We start from the raw sequence: 23971 nt of genomic DNA, 5'->3' as shown, positions 1-23971 counted from the left end.
TTACTAGGATCTTGCTCGCTTAGTTTCTTCAGCTGGCAGTATTGAGTTGTTTCCTCACTCCAAATCCCTTAATCGGACCATACTTCTTACAGCGCGGCACTTGTCCCGGACATTTCTTACCTCGACTCGGTTTCATATTGCCCCTACTCAGGCGGTGAGAAAGGTCTCGCTTGCTTTGTTGCTCCAGCTGTCGGCAGGGAGTTGCTTCCTTACCGCTGCAGCCGCTAGTAAAGCCTTGCCTCCTTGCTCCGGGCGGCCATCTCGCGCTGAGCCTTCGTCACCTTGCTCGATACGGATACCTCCGGCACCTCCACACGCCACCAGGACTCGTAGCCGTCGGTGTTCGTGCCCGGAACCACCGGAATCTCGATCAGGGTTGTGACGGGCTCCTGCCGGGCCTGAAGCAGCGCTGCTCGCAGCTCCTCCGGTGTGCCAGCCTTGTAGGCTTTGCCGCCTAGCGCCCGCGCGTGCGCGGCGAAATCAATCGGGAGGTATTCACCGGTCAGGCGGCCCGTGCCCTCCTCGCGGCGGCGGAACTCGTTGCCGAAGCCGTCGCTGCCGTTGCTCCGCTGCAGATTGTGAATGCATTGGAAGCCATGGTTGTCGAACAGCAAGATCGTAATCTTGCGACCTTCCTGCAAGCTGGTGACCAGCTCCGAGTGCATCATGAGATAACTGCCGTCGCCGACCAGCGCATAGACCTCGCGGTCCGGTTCTGCCATGGCCACACCAAGGGCACCGCTCACCTCATACCCCATACAGGAGAACCCATACTCCATGTGATACGTCTTCGCTTCGGCAGCTCGCCATAATCGGTGCAGGTCCCCCGGAAGACTGCCTGCCGCACAGACGATGACCGAGGACGGAGGAATGACCTCATTGATGACGCCAAGCGCCCTCGTCTGCGACAAGCCATCCGGATGCTCGGCGGCGTACAACCGATCCACCTCGCGGTCCCACTCCGCTTTCAGCCCGGCGAGCTCGCCTTCTTCATATGCGGCTTGATAGCCGTCCTGCGACAGCTTAGCATGCAGTGCCTTTAGACCTTCCTTCGCATCGGCCACCAGCGCTTCGCCGCCAAGCTTAACGCTGTCCGCACCGTTGACGTTCAGGTTCAGGAACGAAACATCCTCCCGCTGAAACGCCCATTTGGAGGACGTCGTAAAGTCCGTATACCGGGTGCCGATGCCGATGATCAAATCCGCTTCTGCCGCGGTACGGTTCGCCGCCAGCGAGCCGGTCACGCCGATCGCCCCCAGGTTCAAGGGGTGATTCCAGGGAAGCGCGCTTTTGCCGGCCTGCGTTTCGGCGACTGGGATTCCGAAGGCTTCTGCAAAAGCAGCAAGCTGCCCGGTTGCATCGCTGTAATGCACGCCGCCTCCGGCGATGATCAGCGGGCGCTTGCTCGCGGCAATCCGTGCGGCTGCCCGCTGCAGCCCTTCCGCCGACGGCGGGCGTCGATCGATGACATGAACGGTTTTCTCGAACAGCGAATCCGGATAGTCATACGCCTCAGCCTGCACGTCCTGCGGCAGCGCCAGCGTCACCGCCCCCGTCTCCGCTGGATCGGTCAGCACGCGGATCGCCTGCCGTGCCGCTGCGATCAGCTGCTCCGGCCGGGATATCCGATCCCAGTACCGGCTCACCGGCTTGAATGCATCGGCCGCCGAAACGGTATAATCCGACGGGGCCTCGATCTGCTGAAGCACCGGATCAGGCTGACGGCAGGCGAAATTGTCGCCTGGGAGCAGCAGCACCGGAATGCGGTTCACCGTTGCCGTAGCTGCTGCGGTAACCATATTCAAGGCACCGGGACCGATGGATGAGGTGCAGGCCCAAATCTGCCGGCGATTCTTCTGCTTGGCGTAGGCCGCCGCGGTGTGCACCATGCCCTGCTCGTTTTTGCCCTGCACATAAACCAGGTCCCCCGCGCTTCGTTCCAATGCCTCGCCAAGGCCGGTCACATTGCCGTGCCCGAAAATCCCCATCACCCCGTGCACAAATTTCGTCTCCACTCCGTCGACAGAAACATACTGGGCATCCAGGAACCTCAGCAGCGCCTGTGCCATCGTTAATCTTGTCGTTGTCAACCGGTTCATCTCCTTTTCGCTCATCTTCTCTTGAATCCAAACGGGAAAGCGGGATAGCGGGAAAGCCATCTATGAATTAAGCGCTTAACCTAGTGCACCGAAGCGCTTATATCCTTTGGCGGATTAAGCGCTTTAACGAAAGTGTATGCCTTACTGGAGGCCCTGCATGCCTTTCATTTTCATAATTTCCACGCACGACAGCATCATGATGCCGATCCCGTGGTTGTCGTTCAGCACCGTAAGCAGATCATGCTTGTAATAGTCCCCCGTAAAGGAATAACGGGACCCGCTGCACACCCCATGCACGCTGCCGCTGCGATCGATGGCATGCTCGGTCAGCCCCTGCCATGCCCGAATGGCGGCCTCGGCGAACCGTCCGGGATTCTCCAGCCAGCCAAACCTCACGCCTCTGGCAAAGGCGTAAGCGAACATCGCCGTACAGGAAGCTTCCTCATAAGCCTCCGGATCGGTAATAACCTGTCTCCAGAGTCCTGACTCGCCCTGATAGGAAGCGATCCCGGCGCACAGCTCGCGGAAAAATCCAAGCAGTGCCGGGCGGTCCTTATGATCGTCCGGCAGGCGCTCCAGCTGCTCGGATAGGGAAAACAGGCTCCAGCCGTTTCCGCGTCCCCACGGTATCCGTGTCGCTTTCCCGTATTTGAAATCAAATACGTGGCTCATCACGCCTTCCTCCGGCATGAACAGATACTCCCGGTATCTCAGAAACTGCCTTGCCGCTTCGTCCAGATAGGAGGAATCGCCTGTAATCCCGGTGTACCGCGACAAGAACGGCGTGCTCATGTACAGATCATCCGCCCACATCGTATCCGCGGAATATTCGGAAACGCACAGCCGGTAAAAAGCCCCGTCCTCCCGGCGTTCCAGGCGGTTCGCCATAAAATCCGCAATGACCTCCGCGACCTTCAAATCCTCCGGACTGCCGCCGCTTTCCGCATAGGCTTCCAGCATCGCGGAGCCGAAGGAACCGCAGTTGTCCAGCATCTTGATCAGCACCAGCTGATGGTTAATGGACGGAAAGCCGTACGTATCCCGGTCCCAGACCGCGTATTCGTACCATGACGTGCAGATGCCGATATGTGCCCGGGCATATTCCGCAATATCCGGCCGTCCCAACACTCGCGCGGTCTGCAGCAGACCATACATCGTCACGCCGAGCGGATAGTCCCAGCGCCCGAAGTTGGTGGCCGAGCCGGAGGTCCATTTGTTGCTCAGCATGGCGTTCTCATAGAACGGCCTGACCCGGCAGCCCGGCGCATCCAGGGACCATCCGGTCAAGCCGCGGCCGTCCGTAAGCGGGAACAGCCTCTTGACCGTGCACACCTCCTCCGGCGTTTCCTCCTTCGCTGCCGCCAGCGGGCCGGCATACAACCAAGGAGACGGCGCCCCCTGTACCGGAACCGGGAGCACGAATTCGAGCTCTTCCCCCGCATGATAGGCCTGAAGCTGAAATCCCCATCCGGACGGCCCGCTGCTGCAGCGGACCAGCAAATCCCCTTGGCAGCTCGCGGCAGGCAGCTCACAGCGGAAGTCTCCTCCCTCTTGAAGGTCTAGGACCGGTACAGGATGTCCGCCGATCCGGACCTGCAGCCTGCCCCAAGCACGGCCCCTAAGCTCAATCGGATCGGCGGCGGCAGGCACCTTCAATCGGCTCCAGGCATACCCCGATACCGCTGCCCCAGGCAAGCCGAACATTCGCTCAAAATTCGGCTTCATCGCTTCTTGCTCGCTCCAGCCTGTAACCGGGAGCCAGCTCAAACCCGTCTCGTCTTCGCTTCCGTGAGCGTTCGGAAAGCGGCCGCTTTCGCCGAATAGGCCGGCCGTCATTGGCCCGGCATACGCCCAGCCGGCGGCTCCCTTCCGGTCCGCAAACGGGGACAGCACCTGCAGAATTCGGACCTTGCCCTCCTGAGCGCCAAAGCGGCAGCCGAATCCGGCCTCAGTCCTGCGCGCCTCAATCAACAACGTGTTCCAGCCCGGATTCAGCACCAGCGGAACGACAATCTTCGCATAGGGCTTCATCTCGTCCTCGGCTCCTGAACGGTACATCAGCTGCTCGTTCAGATAGAAGCGGACCGGGCTGAACGGCATGATCGCGGCATCCAGCGACCGTTCATCGTCGCTCCACACCAGACCAAGCGCAAAGGCAGCGTCCCCCTGCTTCGCATCCCGAAACCAGTCGCCGAAGTTAAAGTCGTAGAACCCTTCTCCGGTCTGAAGAATCCCCGTACAAGCGAACGACCGAAGCGCGAACGGAATTTCCGGGTTCGCCCCGATGTAGCGCCCGGCAATCGTCTTCAGAATGCCGGCATCATCATCGCCGAGCCAATACCGGATGCTCTCGCGGGTCTCGATATAGCTTGTCATGAAGATTCGCCTCCTTCCGTTCGGCCGTTCGCTGCCATCGGAGAAAGCTTGATATCAATCTCCTTCACGAACGGAGTCACCACATTCAGCAGCAGCGTACGGAACCCGAGCGGATACGCCGCTTCCCGGACGCCTGCCGCCGTATGCTCAAATCCGGCGCCACTGATCTCCATCCAGTCGCCGCCCGCTTCATAACGGATGCTCCCTCCCATCCAGAACTGGGTATCCACGCCCGCAGGAGCAAGCTCACCGCCGCTAAGGGCTCCGGCAGCAGGAAAAATAAGCGAGATTTGCGACACGACATCCTCCGGCTCTGTCGAGGAAATGACCAGCTTCCAGCCTTCGCTCGTCTCCACCACATCCACCTCCACCTTGTGCCGCTGGAGATGCGTCTGTGGGCGGCAGTGATGCGGCAGCAAGTACCAAGGGCTGACGTCTTCGCCTGCGCTTGCAGGCAAATCGGCTTCCGGCACCGGGCCGTTGTAGCCCTTTTCCTGTTCGCCGGATAGCCGGTATCCCTGCTCCAGCGGTGCCATCCGGCTCATCTTGACGAAGCCGGGCTCGAAATACGAGGCAAACTGCACGCCGAGCAGGCGGGCCGCACCATGTCGAAGCGAAAAGAAGGAAGACATCTCCGTGCTTACCGTCACACTGGTATGACCCTCGCGGATTCGCGCCACCGGGGCGCCAAAATCCGTGTGCATCCGGCTGTAGCGGATAACGCCGTGATGGCCGGCGTCTGCAAAGCCGGACAGATAGCGCTCCCTGGGAAAATCACCGTTCAGCACGATTCGGTAATTCTCCGGCATCGGCTTCGTCTCCGCACCTTCACGCAGAAGCCCTGGATCCAGCAGCAGCCGCACGGCGGCATTCGTCGGCGCTCCGCCGGGATGCTTCAGCAAAGCCAGCGACTGTTCGGCCATGCCTTGGAATACCGGGTCCCCGTCCAGTGAAGCCATCATCAGACACGGCAGAAAATACCCCGACATATCGAAGCTTTGGCCGAAATCCTGCCGGCCGGAATATTCGGTGACGATCTCTCCGTCCGGGTGGACCAGATAGGACATCATCTTCAGGTTGGCCCGGACCGGCACCAGAAGCTCCGGACGCTTCAGCAGCCTGGCCGCATGAATCAGCATGACATCGCTGACGACGTTGTAAATCCCGTTGCTGCGCTCGGTCCACTCCCCGTCCGCCGTGGCATCCATGCCTTCCGCGAGCCACGCCCGGGCCCGCTTCAAGGCGTCCGGCGAATCAAAGAGCTCGTTCAAGAAGCCCAGCGCCGCGCAGATGACCCACCGATGATTCGGCGTATGGCAGCCTCCGGTAATCAGCGCGGGCAAGGTCCGTTCCAGGAACAGGAGCATATCCGCAACCGCATCCTTCAAGTCCTCCCAGCCGTCAGCCATAAGCAGCTGCGCGGTTTGCGCGTAACCAACCACCACGAAGGCGGTATCCGGCGGGGAATGGAAATTCGTCCAGCCGGGCGATATCGTGCCGTCGCTATGCTGAGCCGCAAGCATGTAACGCGCGGCAAGCGCAAATCGACGGGCCAGCTCGTGATTGCGGTAATATTCGGATGCCGGATTGCAAAGCGCGGCGGCCCAGATGGCCATGGCGGTCGGCGTCCCGCTGTTATGGTTGGTCGAAGGCAGCCCGTTCTCGATCGTGCGGACCCCGCCGTACCAGCGGTGCTCCGGCTCCATGATCTGGCGGTCCATCGCCTCCCGCACCCAGCTGTCGTTCACTTCAAAAACCCTGTTATACATCATAAGCTCCCCCTGATCTCCGTCATCCTTAACCTTTTACCGCTCCCAGCATAACGCCGCTGACAAAGTAACGCTGCAGCCAAGGGTACACGATCAGAATCGGTACCGTGGCAAACACGACGCTCGCCGCTTTCAGGCTTTCCGTGGCTGCTCTAATACCTGCGGAAGGTCCCTCGTTGCGGGTCAAATCCGTAATCATATTGTTCTGCACCAGCTGGTACAGCTTCAGCTGCAGCGGATAGAGCTCTTCCTTCGTGATATACAGGAGCGTGTCCTGAAATCCGTTCCAGCGCCCGACGGCATAGAACAGGCTTAGGGTCGCGATCACCGGCAAGGATAGCGGCAAGATAATCCGCAGCATCGTCCCGATCTGGCTCGTGCCGTCAATCTCGGCTGCTTCCTCGAGGCTTTCCGGAATACCGTTGAAGAAGGAAATCAGGATGATGAGATAGAACGGACTGATCAATCCCGGAAGTACCAATGACCAGATCGTATTCAACAAGTTCAAGTCTTTTACGAGGATGTACTCCGGAATGATGCCCCCGCTGAAGAACATGGTCACGATGATAATGAACATGAAAAATTTGCGGCCCTTCAGCTTCTTTTTCGTCAGCGGGTAAGCGGCAATAATCGTCATTATCATGCACATCACCGTCGTCAGCAGCGTCAGCATCACCGTAAAGCCAAGAGACCGGATCATGCTGGAATCGGAGAATACGGATTGATAAGCCTGAAGGCTGAATTCCACGGGAAACAACGTCACGTCCCCCGACGTTACCGCCCGGTTGGAGCTGAAGGATATCGCGATAATATGGAAGAAGGGTGCCAGGCAAATAAGAACGAACACCGCAAGCAGGATAATGTTTACGGTATCAAAAACACGGTTCGACACACGCTCGCTCATGGGTGAAGCTCCTTTCTGTACAACGTTAAATGATGGATTCGTCCGTCAGCTTTTTCGATGCGTAGTTCGCGCCCAGCAGGAAGATCAGACCGACCACCGCCTGGAACAAGCCGACCACCGTCGCCAGCGTATACTGTCCGGATTCCAGACCCGTCCGGTACACATAGGTGCTGAGCACGTCGGAATAATCCATGACCGCTTTATTGCCGATGACGAACGGGCGGTCGAAGCCGATCGCGATCATATTGCCGAGGTTGATGATGAGCAGCGTGACGACCGTGGTCTTCAGGCCCGGCAGGGTGATATGCCGTATCCGCTTGAACCGGCCCGCTCCGTCCACCTCCGCCGCTTCATACAGCTCCTTATTGATGCCGGTCAATGCCGCCAGATAGAGAATGGTTCCCCAGCCTGCGCTCTGCCATACGCCCGTTGCCAGGTAAGTAATAAGCCACGTGTCTTTGTCAGTCAGGAAAGGCACCGATTCAAAGCCAAGCGCCATCAGCACGTTGTTGATCATGCCGGATTGCGTGCCGAACACCTGATACACAATGCCGCCTATAATAACCCATGAAATGAAATGGGGAATATACAAAATCGTTTGGGATAACCGTTTAAACCATCGGATCCGGAGCTCATGCAGCATAATCGCCAGAATCAAAGGCGCCGGAAATGAAACCAGGAGGTCTAACAGATTAAGCATCAGCGTGTTGCGCAATGTTTTATAAAAATCCTGGGTTTGGAAGACTTCACGGAAGGCATCCAGCCCGATCCATTCGCTTCCGGTAATGCCTTGGAAGAAGTTGAAATCCTTAAACGCGATCTGAACGCCCCACATCGGGCCGTATTTGAAAATGATGAAATAAACCAGCGGCAGAACAAGCAGTGCATATAATTGCCAGTACCGGCGCAGATAAACGGTTCCACTCATCTGAATCATCCTCTCCTTGCTCATGACGCCGGGAACGAAGGAACGGCCTCAACGTTGACAGCCGTCCTTCCCCATATCCCGCTGCGGATTATCTTGTTATTTAGACTGCATTTCCTGATAAACCTTGGTCCGCTCGTCGAGGATCGCCTGACCGCCGCTGACCATGTAATCCTTCATCGTGGTTTCGAAGGTTTTCTCGAAGTCTTCCGGTTTGGCCATGGCCGTCTTGACGATCATCTCTTCGTATTTCGCCTGCAGGTTAGTGCCGTACTTCGCTTCCGATTCGATCGGACGGTCAAAGTTGACCGGCTTGAACGTATCCGTCGCCGCGATTTCCACTGCCTTGCGGTGCAGATCCTGGAATCGTTGCGGAAAGTTGGTGGTCAGCTTCTCCCGGTTCTGCGCATCGTCGCCGACAAAGTTGCCGTTGGCAATAATGGCAATATCGCCGGAGTTATACAGACGGTCAATCACATCCTGAGGGGCGTCCGGCTTGATGACGGGAATGCCGTCGACCATTTCGTAGTTTTCGCCTTCCACGCCGTTTTGCAGAGCCAGCAGATTCTGAGGGTCCGCCATCCAGTTCAGGTATTTGATCGCTTCGACCGCATGCTTGCTTGTTTTCGGGATCATGATGTACATGCCGTTTGGCGCGTACTCAGGCTTTGAGTGCTTGCCTTCGGAGTTGGTGAACGGGTCCACCGGCTCCAGCTTGGCATCCGGCTGGTTTTTCAGCAGCGTATCATAGGTGCCGTCCGCGTAATACAGGTTCGGATAATCCTCTGTCAAAAAGCCTACGAGACCGTTTGTCACATCCTGGGTCAGCTGCTTCTTGTCCTCGTCCAAACTGAAATCGCGGCTCATCAGCCCCTCATTGTACAGCTTGTTCATGAATTGGAGCGCATCCTTGAAGCCCGGCAGCAGAGTCGGGTAGTCGTTGGCCCCGAGCTTTTGAATCAACGTGTACTTCTGCTCCTCCGTGGTCGGCTGGATAAAGGACCAGATCAGCGGATCATATTGCGCCGGTTCGATCGTCATGCCGAAAGGAATAACCTTGCCGCCGGTTTCCCCGGGATCCTTTTCTTTAAAAGCCTTCAGCACCTCGTACAGCTCCTCCGTCGTTTGAGGAACATCCATGCCGAGCTTATCCAGCCAATCCGTGCGGATAAAGGAAGAATACTTGCCCAGGAATGCCCGTTTTCCGGGAACGGCGAACTGCTTGCCCATGTACTGGCCGTAGCTCATCGCGTCCTCATCGAGAAACGCCTTCAAATTCGGGCCATGCTCGTTGATCAGATCGGTCAGCTCCGTCAAACCGCCCTGCTCGGCATAACGGTTGAAGGTGGGCGTGTCATACGTAAACACGATATCCGGCACGTCGCCGCCGCTGGCCATGAGAACATTCAGCTTCTTGATTTCTTCCGAACGGGGTACCGGTACGAATTCCATCTTAATGTTGTTAGGGGTTCCAAAGTTGTCCTGGATATATCTCGTAAGGTAACTGTCGGTGATCGTGTACGGCTCCGGCGTATTGCCGCGGTCGAAGATCTCGACCTTCAGCGTGACCTGCTTACCATCATTGGATCCGGAGCTTCCGCCTGAGGTATCGGTGCTGCCGCCCGATTTTGAAGAGCATCCGGATAATACGACCGTTCCGGCCATCAGCATTACGAGCGAGAGCTTTGCGAGCTTGCCCCACGTTTTCTTGCTTGCCGCCATAGTTACATCCCCTTTTCGTTTAAATATGTCCCTGCCGATTCGCGCCGATCTTTTTTAATGAAAATGTCCTGCGGGGACAGCCGGGAATCCGGCTTCGCCTGCCACCAGTGTAAGCGCTTAACCTTTTGGGTGTCCTCAGTATGCCTTAGCGGCCGGCGAATGACAATAAACCAAATTCCAAACGCTACAAACCCCGCGGTTACAAGGTTTTTCGGATATCGAATGACTGTTTTCGCATAATAAACCGATTTCAAATGATGGCTGAATGCCCTGCTGCACCGGCGTTTGCTGCCAAGCTGCGACTCCCGATCCAGTGTGATTGACAGGCTACGATATGCCCGATATTCGTAAAATACGAAACGGGTGCAGCTTCCGCTTTGGAATGTTCTGCACCCGTTGCTTGATCCATATATACGATAAACCATTTTCGTAATCCAAACCGCTTTCTAGGAATCCGAACCCTTCGTCATCCAAACCGCCTTCTAGGAATCCAGAACGTTTTCTTCATCCAACCGCCTTCTAGGATTCCAGCTCCGCACCCGGCGAGGCCTTCATCTTGAGCTTGCGGTAATCCCCCGGCGTCATCCCCACCGTCCGTTTGAACACCCGGCCGAACGTTATCGCGTTGGCATACCCGATTTTCTCCGCAATTTCCTGGGTTGAAAGCTCGGTATTCGCCAGCAGCTCCTCCGCCCGCTCCATCCGCAGTTGCACCAGAAAATCGACGAACTTCATATTGTATTCCATTTTAAACAGATAGCTTGCATACTTTCCGGAGATCTGGAAACGGTCGCTGAGATGCTTGAGGGATAAATCCGGATCCTCAAAATGCTCCTCGATATAATGCTTCATCTCGCTGATCATGGCACGATAGCTTTTCGTTTCGCTGAGCGCTACGTAAGTGCGGTATATTTCCGTTAAGTGGTCACTGATTCTGCCCTGCAGCTCTTCCAGGGTCGCTGCACCGGCAAGAACTGGCTCCATGCCTTCCGACAGCTGGCTGCGCAGCTCGTCGGATAACGCGCCGACCTCCCGGGAGAGGAGCTGAAGCATGCTTTTGACCAGAGAGCGGATGATATCATCCTTCAGCCGCTCTTCTTTGAACGAAACGAACATGTTCTTCAGACGGGTTCTCCAGCCTTCGTTATTTAAGCGGAAGTCCTTCACCAGCTCCGAAATCTCCGTCAGATAAGGAAGCAGATGGCTTAAATCGCCTTTGGACAGCTCGTCGCCGACCAGCACGGCATGCTCGCCCATCGCCAGCCTGTGGCCAAGCGCCTCCGAGGCGGAGCGGTACGATGCTCCGATCTCATGGAGGCCGGCAACCTTGCCGCCCAGTCCGAAGCTCACCGACATGCGGAGCTTGTCCTCGACCCAGCCCCTGCATTCCTCGGCAGCGTGGATCAGACCCTCGCGATGACCGGCCTCACCTTCGGGCAATGCGATCAGAATACCGACGCGGCTGCCGGTAATCCATTCGAGCCAGCTGTGGAAGCCGGCATTGCGTGAGATTTCCTGGAACACGTTCATCAGCGCAAACTTCAGCACGTTCTGGTCACGGACGGTATGAACGTCCCGAAAACCGCTGTAATCATTGATTTCGCCAAGCATCATGGCATAACCGGCCGTCTTCGCCGGCAGCTGCATCGGAGCCAGCTCGGCCATGCGGGATTGCAGCTCCTCCTCGGGCTTCTGCCCGCTGATCAGGTCCATAAACAGCTGGCTGCGCTGAAGCTGAAGATTCTCGTGCTGCTTTTTGTCATAATCCATGGACCGGCTGATCAGGCTCTCAAGCGCACTGTCGATCATGGACAGCTCATCCTTGGCCGCCTGCGGCATGCTGAGCTGAATGGACTCCACGCGGTTCATCAGCGCTTTGATCGGCTGATAGTTCCGTCTGGTAATATAAACGATGTAGATAATGGCGAGCACCACGGTCACAAAGCCGATCACGATCCAGATGTAGGACACGACCGACACCCAGGCATAGAGCTGGCCCGCCCGGAGGCCGCTTTCAAACGTCCACCCCAGCTGATCCGATTGCAGCGTCGTCAGCACCTTGCCTTCTTTGGCCCGGTTATCCCCTCCCATTCGGGACGCTTCGAAGATCAGCTCTCCGCCGGAGTCCAGAATATTCAAAAAGGAAACGCTGTCATTTATCATCGGATTGATCATCTGCTCCACCCGGTAGATGCCGACGTTGATTACAAGCAGACCCTGAGTGCCGAAGGGGAGCGGCAAATTTTTATGCATGGAGATGACCTGCTTCGGCTTGCTTTCGCCCAGGCCCGTCATGGAGCGCACGGCCGACCAGCCCCGGTAATCGGGCTCCTTCAGAGCTTGCTCGATGAACGACCGGTCCGGGAACGATTGGAGCGGACTCTGGCCGCTTGTGGTTAGCACCGACTGATCCGAGTGACGGTACAAATAGACCGATTCAATCAGACCGCTTCCCGTCTGCAGTCCGCGCAGGCGCTTCACCAGCGAGTGCATCAGGTTCTGATCGGATGAAGGGTCGCTGAACAGATAGCTGGAGTAGAGGGAGCTGGTCTCCACTTCGTTCAGCACGTCCATTTCAATGGCATTGATAGAGCGGTCCAGGTCTTCCATAATAAACCGCGTGGAAATCCCGTTCGCCTTGGCCGCCTCTTCACGAGAGGCTTCGTTGAACATAATGAAAGAAAGAAACACGATGATCGTAATCGTAATGAGGAAAATGGGAAAATAGGAGAGAAGCAGCTTGCGATACCAGTTGTGCTGCAAAGGGTTCAGTCCTTTCTCTTCCAGGTTAAGCGTTTTACTTATGCTTGTGCTATATTGTAGCACGTTCTTGTCTCTCTCTGAAAGAGGGGTGTCCCTGGTGAAAGGACCTCTGGATGAAGCTGCTGCCTTCAGACGACAATCTGGACGCTAAAAAAAGGAGTGATGCCCGCACCGGCATCACTCCTTCTTATTCACACGCTTGGGATCGCTTGGTTCGAACGTTGTGCGTCCTCGCGTTTTATTTCCTTTATGGGAACGCTATGCTGCAAACGCTGCGCGTCCTCTTATTATCGTACAGGGGATCGCTCGCCAGCTGTACGCAATCCTTCCGGGCTCCCTTTATTTCACTAGCTGCCCCCGCGTAACGCCGAGCTGGTTGGTCGCCTTCAGCGTTTTCCACACCTGGGTTCCGCTGATTTCTCCGCGCAGAGCACGGTTGTACAGATCGATGACCTGATGAACCTGCTCCGGCGTTTCTTCCAGGAATTCCACCCGGTAGCGCGGCACGCCGAGCTCCATGAAGTTCGAGAGGTATTCCGCCCCGGACTGCTCAATGGCGTTGTATACCGTGTTGCGGCAGCCTTCGTCCACCCGCACCGGATGGGACATGCCGATCCGGTCCTGCAGGGATGCCCGATGCGCCTCGCATGGGCGGCCGCAGTTCGTGTAGTCCGTGCCTTCGCTAAGGAAGGTACAGTACACGCAGTGCTCGGTATGGAACATCGGCAGATGCTGATGGATGACGATCTCCATCTTCGACGTGTCCGCCTTCCGAAGAAGATCCACCATCTGCTGGATGTTCAGATCATACGAAGGCGTGACGACGTCGCAGCCGACTTCGGTGAACAGGTCAACCGTTTTGTGGTTGGCAATGTTCAAGGAGAAGTCGCCGATCAGCCGGGGATGCTTCGCCCCCGGGTTCTCCATCCGGTGGCGCAGATAGAAATACAGCGCCCCGGTGTTGCGCACCAGCACGGCGTCCGGCTGGAGGCGCAGGATGTTGTTATGGTAGCCGTTCTCGCCCGGCATGTGGATGCGCGGCGTAGCCAGCGCAATCTGCTTGCCGGCTGCCCGGACGGCTTCCACCGCTGCCGGGAACTGCTTGATGAACTCGAAGTCGGCGTAGATCATCTCGACGCCGGCTTCGAGCGCAGCCTGCACCTGCGGCAGGCTGCGGCACAACGCGGTCAGCTGCGCTTCCCCGCGCGCCACCGGCGCTGCAGGCGAAGCTGCATCGCCATATACCTCCACCGCCCGCTTCACGTACACGGGCGGCTTCGGCCGCTCGCCCGCAAGCTGTTCCACCGCACGGCGGCGGATGCTGTTCAGCTCGCGAATCGGCACAATGACGTCGCCGTACAGGTCGACGTCCAGCTCCTCGAGCTGGAACACCGTTCCGCCCAGGCGGCCCAGCTGCTCCTCGAGAATCTCCCGATTCAGGGGCCGCTTCTGGGCGACTTCCAGCTCCAGCTCCGAATCCACCTGTACCGTCGTGCCCTTCTGCACATCGGTCCACCAGGTCGACAGCGGCTGTCCCGGACGTCCGCTCACCCGCACATGCACCGGGAACACCCGGTACGGCTTGTCCGTCTCGAACGTCTGGCGGAGGCGCTTGTCCAGCGCCGGATCGCTCGTCTTCCAGATCCGGTCGCCGACGTGGACCTTGCGCAGATCCACATCGCTGCGGCCCGGCACGATATCGATGATCCAGCCCTCCTGCGCCTCGCCCTCCAGCTTGACGCCTTTACGGCGCACGTCATAGACGCGTCCGCCTTCTTCCTTCTTCGTCGGGTCGCCTGCATCGAATACGATGCCGTCGCCGCGCTTCAGCGGCGCTTCCAGCTTGCAGACGACGCCGTCGCGCAGGATCTGCTCCACCCGGCCGAGATACACGCCGCGGCTTTTCGGGAATGTGCCCTCAACCAGCTTTTTATTATTCGTGCCTTCCAGGAAACCATGCGTGAAGCCGCGCGAGAAGCTCTGCTGCAGCTCGCGGACCTCTTCCTTGCTCGGACGCGCATCCTCGCCGTCGAAATAACGGTCAATGGCTTTCCGGTACTTGCTCACGACGTTCGCCACATATTCAGGGCTCTTCAGACGGCCCTCAATCTTGAAGGAGGTCACGCCCGCTTCAATCAGCTCCGGCATCAGGTCAATCGCCGCCAGATCCTTCGGAGACAGCAGGTATGCCACATCGCCCATCGGCTTCTGCTCCCCGTCCACGATCAGATCATACGGCAGGCGGCATGCCTGCGCGCACTCGCCGCGGTTGGCCGAACGGCCGCCCCACATTTCGGAGGTCAGGCACTGTCCCGAGTACGATACACACAGTGCACCGTGCACAAACACTTCCATCGGCAGCTTCGCTTGCTCGCCAATTTTTTGAATTTGCTTCAGATTGTTCTCCCGTCCCAGCACGACCCGCTCCATATTGAACGGCTTCGTGAACTCGACCGCCTCCGGCGACGTAATCGTCATCTGGGTAGAGCCATGTATCGGGAAATCCGGCGAGATTTCGCGGATCAGCTTCACGAGCCCCAAATCCTGCACGATCACCGCGTCCACGCCGGCGTCCACGCACGCATCGATCAGCTCCTTGGCATCCTCCAGCTCGTTCTCAAACACCAGGATATTAAAGGTCAGGAACCCCTTAACCCCATAGCTGTGCAGGAATGCCATAATCTCGGGAAGCTCGTCCATCCGGAAATTGTTCGCCCGCGCCCGGGCGTTAAACTTCTCGACGCCGAAAAAAATCGCATCCGCGCCGTTCGCCACGGCCGCCCGCATGCAGTCCCAATCGCCTGCCGGCGCCAGCAGCTCCACGTCTTCTCTTCGCAACGCTTTTATGTCCATCGATATCCTCCATCAACCGGCGCCAGGCCGGCATGCTATATATACTTTCTTCTTGTGCTCTACGAAAAGGCGAAAGCAGTTAATCAAGACGGTCTCCTGTCTCTTCCCTGCATTCTGCCCCTCATCAAACACCGTTCATTTTCATAGAATATACGACGATTCGTTATACCATCTATTGTAAAAGCATTGAAAGCTTTTCAACTTATCTAGTGTACCAGAAGTCGGGCCTTGCTTCTACCTGCTTGCTTGATTTCCACCGTTTTAATAGTGTTGCCAGAATCCGCACGCGACTTTCCCCTACTCTGCCCCCTCCAGGACAAAATCCATACTCGCCAGCCGCTTGCCGTTAACGATAATATGAAGCCGATGGTCACCGGAATAAAATCGCCGCGTGGATATCAGCTTAAACGATTGCTTCTTCTCCACCGTCCAGCTTCCCGGCGCATACCGCTTATCCGAGCATTTGTAGCGCTTGGGAGCCAGCTTGCCGCTCGCCTTCATATAATCGATCTCATAATCGATCCGCAAGGATACCGGACTTCCCGTATCGTTCACAACCTGAAAGCTGAATTCCAGCTCCTCCCCTACCGCGATCAACGGGCGTTTGATTTTGAGCTCGCGAACTTCGATGCCCTCCAGCTCCTCAAGCTCCTGATAGCCAAAAATCGCAAGCGCCCGGATATCCCCCTTGCGCAGCAAGCTCCGGAGAGCATGCCGGACGATCCAGTCCGTCAGCGGATGCTTGCCGTACCAATTCGTGGCCAGCTCCAGCACCACCTCGGGGTGATCCTTCGATATATCGTTCAGATGGTTCGCCACGCTTTTTCTGACATACAGGGACGGATCCTCTTTAAGCCGCTCCAGGATCGGCAGCGCCGGCCGCGGGTCGCGGATCAGGCTTGGCAGCTGGGAAGCCCAGGGCAGACGGGGTCTGATGCCTTCGCTGGCAAGCCGCCTCAGATGCTCGTCATCCGACTCCGCCCACGCCGCCATCTGCGCCAGCATTCGCTCCTGGTCCCGGATAACGAAGGGGCGCACCGCAAATTCGGCAGTCGAATAATGCGTGAATACCGCCAGAGCCTCCATCGACGTTTCCCACTGATCCATTCCGTTCAGCTCCACGTAATCCGGGAAGAAAATATACTCCACGCCCCGGAAAAACGGAGCAGCCTGCGTCAATATCGTAACCGCCTCCGGATACGAGCCGGGCAGCACTTCGGTTAGCGCCATCGCAATATGGCGGACACGCTGCTTGAACTCCTCTTGCTCCCAGGCTTCATTATGAATCAGCCACAGAAACCGGCCTTCATCGAACCCGGCATATACCTCCCCGATTCGTCCCGCCACCGTTTGCAGCAATTCTGTCGTATATAAATCCTTTAAGGTTTCTCGCATGTCGATCTCCTTATGAAAAAAATTTTCGCTATCATTTCCTGCCCATTTTCGCTCCATCCAAAGGGCGATAATCGCGCCAGCCATGCGGCTTCCCGCCCGTAATCCCTCACGCCCTGCGACCGGAAGCGCCGTGCTCGGTGCCCTTCCCATTCCATATCATGTGGTGTAGGATGAAATTATTAGACGCCTGTCGCTGAGGAAGGTACCTGGATGCTTGGGATGATTCCAGTTTACCAAATTTGGGGGGCGTTTTGCTGTACGGGTCTTGTTCGGGGCAAACTCGATTTCCATTTTCTTTAAACTTTTTTTATCAGGAGTTCCAGAGCTTTTTCATACATACCGCATTTTGCATAGGAGACAGGGGGGATTCAGCATCCGCAGAGGAAGATGAACGAATCATGCACATCAGGAGATGAAGAAGACATGGAAAGTTGGAAGAAAAATTTATGGATTCTATGGTTCGGTTCTTTTATCGTTTCATCAAGCTTCTCAATGGTCATTCCCTTTCTCCCGCTGTTTCTGATTGAGCTCGGCGTTACCAAGCATACGGAAATGTGGTCGGGCCTGCTGTTCAGCTCGGCTTTTTTTGCCGGCGCGCTCTCCTCGCCGTTCTGGGGAGCGGTCGGCGATAAATACGGCCGTAAACCGATGATTATTCGGGCGGGCATGGTGCTCTTCGTCATTTATGTGCTGATGGCGTTCGTCACGAACGAGTATCAGGTGCTGATCCTGCGCCTGCTTCAGGGGCTGCTGTCCGGGTTTATCCCGGGGGCCATTGCCATTGTCGGCACGAATACTCCTGAGAAAAAAGTCGGCTACGCGCTCTCCATGATGTCAACGGCAACCGCCACCGGCGGCATTATGGGACCGATGATCGGCGGTACCCTCGCCTCCCTCTTTAGCAACCGCATGGCGTTCGGACTAGCCGGGGTGCTCTGCTTTATCGCTACGCTGCTCGTCATTTTCTGGGTCAAGGAAGAGAAGTTCGTGCCGAGCAAGGAGCGGGTGTCGGTCGTGAATACGTTCAAAGTCGCGGGTCATAACAAAGCGCTGCTGACCGTGCTGGCGCTCACCCTGCTGACGCAGTTCTCCGTCATGACGATTGAGCCCGTATTACCGCTGTATATCGCGCAGATCGGCGGCTCGTCGAGCCACACCTCCATGATTGCCGGATTCGTCTTTTCGATCGTAGGTATTGCCAGCATTCTGTTTGCCGCCCGTTGGGGGCGCCTAGCCGACAAAATCGGCTTTCATAAAGTGCTGCTGATCGGTCTTCTGGCCAGCGGCATCGGGTCTCTGGCGCAGATGCTGTTCAGCAATATTTGGGCGTTCTCCGCCATCCGATTTGTCTATGGGGCCTTCTTCTGTGCCGTCTTCCCGGCGCTGAACGGCCTGGTCGTCCGCAACACGCCAAGCGAGTTCAGGGGCCGGGCGTTCAGCCTGAGCCAGACGGCAAACCAAATCGGCGGCATGGCCGGTCCGCTCTTCGGCGGTCTGGTCAGCGGCATCTTCAACATTCATTCCGTATTCATGATGACCGGCCTATTGATGCTGATTACGACGGTGATCACGTACTGGACGATGCGCAATTCGGGACAGTCTCCCCTGCCCGCCAAGAACAAAACATCCGCATCTTCCTAAGGTGTACAACTTATTATACAGAGAAGGAGCGAGGCGTCTTTCATGCGCCCCGCTCCTTTCTTTTTACAATGACCCATTCCGTGACTTCCGCATGCTAATGCTCGGCCACTTCCACACTTACACATGCATAAGCTTGTCCGCCTCATCCCATGGTACCGCATAGCCCGCTCCCTTCGCGCAGAAGATGGAGGATGAGGTGTACTCGGGGTCGGCATTTTTGTCGTACCCGATTCGGCGGATCACTTCTTCTTCGTTATGGCAGCGGTCATAACCGCCGTAGGTCAGGGTGATCGCTCCCCTCCCCTTCGTATAGGCCGCCAATTCCATCGCATAATTCATCAGGGTAGAGACCGGGGCGGTGCCTGTTACCGTCACCTTGTCTCCCGTCGTGTCCGGCGGCTCGAACGTCGCCTTGGCCTGTGTCAGATCCGACAGCAGCCGGCCGATGTGCTCGAGCTCCACTTTGATTTTAAACTGATAATACGGCTCCAGCAGCAAACTCGTCGTTTTCTCCAGCCCTTGTCTGAGCGCGCGGAAGGTCGCTTCGCGAAAATCCCCGCCATGGGTATGCTTGTTATGCGCCCGTCCTTTTAACAGCGTGATCTTCATGTCGGTCAACGGAGAGCCCGTGAGCAGCCCATGATGCTCCCGCTCGCCGATGTGCTGGGCGACGAGATGCTGGTAGTTCACCGGCAGCATGTCGGGATGGCATGCGTTCGCAAACACGATGCCGCTGTTCCGCTCTCCCGGCTCCAGCTTCAGATGAACCTCCGCATAATGCTTGAGCGGCTCGAAATGCCCGCTGCCGATGCTCGGATGGGCGATCGTTTCTTTATATAATATCTCCGGCTCGGCGAATCCGATCCGGTGTCCGAACCGTTCGTCCACGATCCGCTGCAGCACCTCCAGCTGAATGGTCCCCATGACATGGAGATGGATGCCCTGGGAAGCCTCATCCCACTGGACGGACAGGGAGGGATCCTCAGCATCCAGCAGCCGGAAGATCCGCAGCATGTCCTTCGGATGGACCGAGGAATCGAACTGTACCTTCGATTTCAGCGTAGGCACGAGCTCATAGACCGTTCTGCCGCCAAGCGCCCCCAAGCCGTCCCCGGCCGCTGCCGATGACAGCCCGGTCACCACGAACAAGTCCCCGGCGCTGACCTCATCGACCATGGTAAATTTCTTGCCGTGAACCAGGCGAATTCCGGTGATCTTTTCCCGCATGCCGGCAGGGCCGCCGTGATAGGTAACTTCATCCCGTACACGCAGCTTGCCGCTCAAAGCTTTTATATAGGTCAGCCTGGTTCCCTGATCGTCATGGCGGATTTTGTACACCCGGCCGGAGAACTCCGCCTCTCTGTCATAATCGGTATGAAGGAGGCTGTCCAGCTGGAGCAGAAAGTGGGACACGCCGATACTTTGCAGAGCCGAGCCGCTAAAGCACGGGAAGCATCGTCCATCCTGAATCATCTTTCTCATTGCACTCAGCCATGTGCCCGCATCGAACCCTTGGTCGATATACTGCTCCAGGAGTCTCTCGTCCCGTTCGGCAACGGCCTCTGCCAGAGAGAGCGACATCACACCTTCATGCAGCTTGTCTTCCTCGGAAATCAAACAGACATCTTCAGTAAGCTCCCGCCTGATCTCTTCGAGCACCCTTTCGGGATCTGCACCCGTTCGATCGATTTTGTTCAGGAAAAAGAAGGTCGGCACCCCATACTTGCGCAGCAGCTGCCACACCGTCTCCGTATGACCTTCCACGCCTTCCACCGCACTGATCACGACGACGGCGGCATCCATAGCCTGAATGGCCCGCTCCATCTCCGGCGAGAAGTCGACATGGCCGGGCGTGTCGATCAGATAATAGGTCGAGCCTTGAAACGGCATGATCGCCTGATCCGCAAATACCGTGATGCCCCGCTCTTTTTCAATATCGTGGTTATCCATATAAGCATTCCGGTGATCCACCCGTCCGCGCTCCTGAATGGCATGTGTTAAATATAGAAGCTGCTCCGCCAGCGTGGTTTTGCCTGCATCCACATGGGCGAACAGACCGATCGTTTTGTTCAATGCGATCCCCTCATTCCTCTACCCGGTATTCATGCCTTGCAAGTCGGTGTTATTGTATCACAGCGGGCCGCCGGCAGGAACTGTCGTAACGGCAGTCGTAATCGCTATTGCCAGCAGGCGCCCAGGCATCTTTCACTTAGAACGCATTCCGTTTTGATGGCTTCGATCGGTTCGATTGGATTCTTCCGAATCCATTCCCTTTCTCCCCCTCATCCTCCCGGTTCACCCAACACAAGCTCCATAGCAAAAAAATCGCTGTTCCTGCACAAAAAAAATCGCCGTCCCCGCACCAAGAGGTGCTCTTTGGGAACAGCGATTCGGCCCGGGCCGCGATGGCCCTCATTTCAATTTAACTCATCAACTCGGAACCTCATAAGGTTAACTCATTATCCCGGCACTCCATTAGCCCTGCGTGGACATTACTTGACGAACTCAAAGGAGGACAGCGTCCGGTCGAGTGCAGCCTGCTGGGCTTCCGTTGCATTGGCATCATTCAGCGTGGTGATGATCGTATAGGTGTTGCCCCCGTTCTCGAACACCAGCTCCCGGGTCGTATATTCAATGCCATTCTTGACCTGATGCACATTGAAGGACACCGCCGGAACACCGGCAACCTTCGTCTGCTCGATCCCCAGCAGCTTAAACGATGCGCCCGGCACAGATGCGGCTTCATTGTAGTAACGCTTCAGCTGGCTAACCACGTATTCCGCGGTTGTGTCCTGCTGAACCGCAAGCTCGAACCGGCCTCCGGCAAATGCATATTCGATATTCTCCTGCTCGAACTGGTCGCGCACCGGCTCCCAATATTTTGGAATATCAATATGATAGCGATATGTCCGGGAGCTCTTCGCGCTCATCCGCGTTTTGTCCGTGAGGAAGCCTTCTTCACCGATTCGTCCGAAGTTCTCCGGTACCGCCTCATAATCGATTTCCACCGATTCCAGCACCTTCTTCCAACTCGCGGCCGTGGCTTCCTGCCCTTCCGGCACCGCATATTCCAAATAGTAGCGGTAGCCGTTCTTCTGAACCATCACTTCATACTCCGTGATCCACTTGTCGCCGTACGTATACCGCACTTCCTGAACCTGTCCCCGGACCCCTGAAATTTCGACAGGCGTTACGCCAATAATCTGGTACGCATCCTTCACGAACGACTCCGCGAACCAATCCTGAAGCCGCTGCGCCCAGGCTGCCAGCGTGCCGTTCGCTCCGGCCGGCGCCGATGTGACCGATACGGACAAGTATCCCTGTTTCTCGGCCCCGTACAGCATCTCCCGATTGTCGATCTGCCAGCCGGCCGGCACCATCAGGCGGATGCCGTATTCTGCATTGCCGGCCTCGCGCAGCCCGTTCACGACCGTCGAGATATCTTTAAGCGACTTATCCGATCCGTTATACGAGGTACGGAACGAACCGAGTAGCCCTGCATGCTTATCCATATCACGATAGTGGACCGCCTCCGCATCCGCAAAATACAGCTCGTACAACTTTTTGTTGTCATAATACTGCCGGCTTTCCCACAGCACGCCGTCCACGTCGCGGGACACAATGCGGGCATATGGCAGCGCTCCGGCTTCGACCTTCTCCTCGTGCAGCACGATGTCGCCGGATGCCTCGACCTCCTTCACCAGCTGTTCGAGGAGATCATCCGTGTCCAGCTCCACCTCTTGCGGGGTTACATGCACCTCCAGGTAATAGCGGCCCGCGGTGTCATTGAATGCAGTCCCGCTCTCATCATCCGAGCCTCGCCCGACCATCATCCAGGACGGGTAATTGATGCTCCAGCCGTAATAGCTGTTGCCGATTCGGGTCTTGCCGTTGCTTGTGTTGATCGCATCCTCATCGCGCTTCTCTTCCTTATCGGTAATGGTCAGGCTGATCGACAGCTTTCCTTGAGCCGAGGTTACCTTAGCGCCGATCCCTGATGCCACGTTCCGCAGCGGTACCATGAGCGTTCCGGAGACCATCGTCGGGGCAGCCGGCAGCTGCACCTTCTTGCCGTCGATCCAGGCCGTCCTGTTATCGATCACAAGCACGACCGTGTGGGGCCCCTGCAGCAGCCGAACCCGGTTCTCTCCTTCAAGCCGAATCTCGGTGCCAAACGCTTTCTTGAATACGCTTAGCGGCACCATCAGCACGCCTTGCTTCACAACCGGCTTCGCGATTTCGTACGCATTGCCGTTGACCGAAGCCTTGCTGCTGCCGCTCTGAATCGTCAGCACCCGCTTCTCCGATGCCGCATCGCCCCATGCCGGAATCGATAATGCTGCCAGCAGTACCGCCGATGACAAAGCTCCGACAGCCATCTTTCTCAGCCCGCGCGATATTCCGGTTTTCTCTCCCTTGATCATGCGCTTTCGCCTCCCTCATCGTCAGTCGATACAGCGGAAGCGCCGTCCCGGCTGAGCTTCAGGCTGACGTTTACAATATCCCCGTCCCGCTGCATCAGCAGGCGAACCTGCTGTCCCGGCGTGTAGGACTTCAGCCGCTCATTAATATCCACCACGGAGTAGACACGCTTTCCATTGATGCCATACAGCACGTCTCCCTCCGCTATTCCAGCCTTCTTGGCCTCGGCGGACAGCACCTTGGTGACCGTCAGCGGGTCATCCGAAGGCAGCCCGACAATGGCGGACCAGCTTTCCTCCAGCTCCAGCCCAAGCGTGGCTCTCCGAACCTCGCCGTACTTCAGTAGATGATCGACAACATACCGGACGGTTTCCGCCGGAATGGAGAAGCCCATGTTTTCGATGCCGACAGCGGCGAATTTCTTGCTATTGATGCCGATGACCTCGCCCTTTAAATTGACAAGCGGTCCTCCGCTATTTCCCGGATTGATTGCGGTATCCGTCTGAATCAATCGGTAGGAGCCGTCAACGCTCCGGTTCAGCCCGCTGACCACCCCGACCGAAGCGGAGTTGCGGAGCGAGAACGAGATCGGCGTACCGATTGCAACGACCGTCTCGCCAACCACTGCCTCCTGGGCGGTTACCGCGAACACAGCTGGCTTGAGGGACTTGGCGTTGATTTTGACGAGTGCGATATCACTCTTCGGATCGCTAAAAACAGCCTTTGCCTTATAGGACTTGCCGTCGGACGTAACGACGGTAATGCCGCTTAGCCCGTCCACTACATGGGCGTTCGTTACGATCCAGCCGTCCGCTTTCCAGATGACGCCCGTTCCGTGCGCCAGATTATATCGATCATCCACTTCGCCCGGTGTTCCCTGGGCCACTTTACCGATAATGCCTACTACCGACGGCGATAATCGGCTAATCACGCTTGGTACCGTTTCTGGCTCGTATGTACTCTTGACTATAAAACTTTCTGTCGCTGCAGCCTCCCCTTCCAGAATGGCCCCATGGCTTCCTAGCATGAGCGCAGTGCTCAGCAGCAGCGCCGTTGATACTTTGTATCCGCGTCTCTTCATTTGTTCACCTGTTCCTCCCCG

13 protein-coding genes are annotated in these 23971 nt (G+C 57.0%); 1 reads left to right on the top strand and 12 read right to left on the bottom strand.

Features of this window, described 5'->3' with window-relative positions; translation table 11 throughout:
• Positions 1 to 224: 224 nt before the first annotated feature.
• From iolD to NSQ46_RS02510, 9 genes are all read right to left on the bottom strand, one after another.
• Positions 225 to 2090 carry a 3D-(3,5/4)-trihydroxycyclohexane-1,2-dione acylhydrolase (decyclizing) gene (gene iolD, locus NSQ46_RS02550; RefSeq protein WP_342576310.1) on the bottom strand — a complete coding sequence of 622 codons (1866 nt, stop codon included), beginning with the start codon at positions 2088 to 2090 and terminating at the stop codon, positions 225 to 227.
• 150 nt (positions 2091 to 2240) lie between these two features.
• Positions 2241 to 4475, bottom strand: a complete 2235-nt coding sequence (locus NSQ46_RS02545; RefSeq protein WP_342576309.1) for a glycoside hydrolase family 88 protein — start codon at positions 4473 to 4475, stop codon at positions 2241 to 2243.
• Positions 4472 to 6247 (bottom strand): hypothetical protein, encoded by a 1776-nt coding sequence (locus NSQ46_RS02540; RefSeq protein WP_342576308.1) that lies wholly within the window; start codon positions 6245 to 6247, stop codon positions 4472 to 4474. The genes NSQ46_RS02545 and NSQ46_RS02540 overlap by 4 nt, the downstream gene beginning before the upstream one ends.
• Positions 6248 to 6272: 25 nt before the next feature.
• Positions 6273 to 7148: a carbohydrate ABC transporter permease gene (locus NSQ46_RS02535; protein WP_007132248.1), complete on the bottom strand. Its 876-nt coding sequence runs from the start codon at positions 7146 to 7148 to the stop codon at positions 6273 to 6275.
• A gap of 25 nt (positions 7149 to 7173) precedes the next feature.
• On the bottom strand, positions 7174 to 8076 hold the full coding sequence (locus NSQ46_RS02530) for an ABC transporter permease subunit (RefSeq protein ID WP_007132249.1): 903 nt from the start codon (positions 8074 to 8076) through the stop codon (positions 7174 to 7176).
• Between the two features lie 96 nt (positions 8077 to 8172).
• On the bottom strand, positions 8173 to 9795 hold the full coding sequence (locus NSQ46_RS02525; protein WP_342576307.1) for an extracellular solute-binding protein: 1623 nt from the start codon (positions 9793 to 9795) through the stop codon (positions 8173 to 8175).
• A gap of 519 nt (positions 9796 to 10314) precedes the next feature.
• Positions 10315 to 12621 (bottom strand): helix-turn-helix domain-containing protein, encoded by a 2307-nt coding sequence (locus NSQ46_RS02520; RefSeq protein WP_342576306.1) that lies wholly within the window; start codon positions 12619 to 12621, stop codon positions 10315 to 10317.
• Between the two features lie 276 nt (positions 12622 to 12897).
• On the bottom strand, positions 12898 to 15411 hold the full coding sequence (locus NSQ46_RS02515; protein WP_342576305.1) for a U32 family peptidase: 2514 nt from the start codon (positions 15409 to 15411) through the stop codon (positions 12898 to 12900).
• A 297-nt stretch (positions 15412 to 15708) separates the two neighbouring features.
• Positions 15709 to 16806: a DNA alkylation repair protein gene (locus tag NSQ46_RS02510; RefSeq protein WP_342576304.1), complete on the bottom strand. Its 1098-nt coding sequence runs from the start codon at positions 16804 to 16806 to the stop codon at positions 15709 to 15711.
• A 423-nt stretch (positions 16807 to 17229) separates the two neighbouring features.
• On the opposite strand from NSQ46_RS02510, the gene NSQ46_RS02505 reads away from it, so the two are divergent.
• Positions 17230 to 18447, top strand: coding sequence for an MFS transporter (locus NSQ46_RS02505; protein ID WP_342576303.1), 1218 nt, complete (start codon positions 17230 to 17232; stop codon positions 18445 to 18447).
• A 117-nt stretch (positions 18448 to 18564) separates the two neighbouring features.
• Here NSQ46_RS02505 and NSQ46_RS02500 read toward each other — a convergent pair whose 3' ends face one another.
• The 3 genes from NSQ46_RS02500 to NSQ46_RS02490 all read right to left on the bottom strand — a co-directional run bounded on the left by NSQ46_RS02500 (position 18565) and on the right by NSQ46_RS02490 (position 23950).
• A complete protein-coding gene (locus NSQ46_RS02500) occupies positions 18565 to 20520 on the bottom strand; it encodes a translation factor GTPase family protein (RefSeq protein WP_342576302.1) in 1956 nt (651 codons plus the stop codon).
• Between the two features lie 419 nt (positions 20521 to 20939).
• Positions 20940 to 22871 (bottom strand): copper amine oxidase N-terminal domain-containing protein, encoded by a 1932-nt coding sequence (locus tag NSQ46_RS02495; protein ID WP_342576301.1) that lies wholly within the window; start codon positions 22869 to 22871, stop codon positions 20940 to 20942.
• Positions 22868 to 23950, bottom strand: a complete 1083-nt coding sequence (locus NSQ46_RS02490) for a trypsin-like peptidase domain-containing protein (protein ID WP_210093976.1) — start codon at positions 23948 to 23950, stop codon at positions 22868 to 22870. Before NSQ46_RS02490 ends, NSQ46_RS02495 begins: the two co-directional genes overlap by 4 nt.
• Positions 23951 to 23971: the final 21 nt, after the last annotated feature.

It is taken from the genome of Paenibacillus sp. FSL M8-0142, from assembly GCF_038597315.1.
Classification (GTDB): domain Bacteria; phylum Bacillota; class Bacilli; order Paenibacillales; family Paenibacillaceae; genus Paenibacillus_AQ; species Paenibacillus_AQ lactis.
The sequence above is the reverse complement of the archived record's forward strand: the minus strand, read 5'-3'. Positions and strand labels throughout refer to the sequence as shown.

Coding starts and splice junctions, on each gene's coding strand:
- NSQ46_RS02515 (WP_342576305.1), bottom strand. CDS start 15,411: ATGGACATAAAAGCGTTGCGAAGAGAAGACGTGGAGCTGCTGGCGCCG.
- NSQ46_RS02540 (WP_342576308.1), bottom strand. CDS start 6,247: ATGATGTATAACAGGGTTTTTGAAGTGAACGACAGCTGGGTGCGGGAG.
- NSQ46_RS02535 (WP_007132248.1), bottom strand. CDS start 7,148: ATGAGCGAGCGTGTGTCGAACCGTGTTTTTGATACCGTAAACATTATC.
- NSQ46_RS02525 (WP_342576307.1), bottom strand. CDS start 9,795: ATGGCGGCAAGCAAGAAAACGTGGGGCAAGCTCGCAAAGCTCTCGCTC.
- NSQ46_RS02490 (WP_210093976.1), bottom strand. CDS start 23,950: ATGAAGAGACGCGGATACAAAGTATCAACGGCGCTGCTGCTGAGCACT.
- NSQ46_RS02530 (WP_007132249.1), bottom strand. CDS start 8,076: ATGAGTGGAACCGTTTATCTGCGCCGGTACTGGCAATTATATGCACTG.
- NSQ46_RS02495 (WP_342576301.1), bottom strand. CDS start 22,871: ATGATCAAGGGAGAGAAAACCGGAATATCGCGCGGGCTGAGAAAGATG.
- NSQ46_RS02505 (WP_342576303.1), top strand. CDS start 17,230: ATGGAAAGTTGGAAGAAAAATTTATGGATTCTATGGTTCGGTTCTTTT.
- NSQ46_RS02545 (WP_342576309.1), bottom strand. CDS start 4,475: ATGACAAGCTATATCGAGACCCGCGAGAGCATCCGGTATTGGCTCGGC.
- NSQ46_RS02510 (WP_342576304.1), bottom strand. CDS start 16,806: ATGCGAGAAACCTTAAAGGATTTATATACGACAGAATTGCTGCAAACG.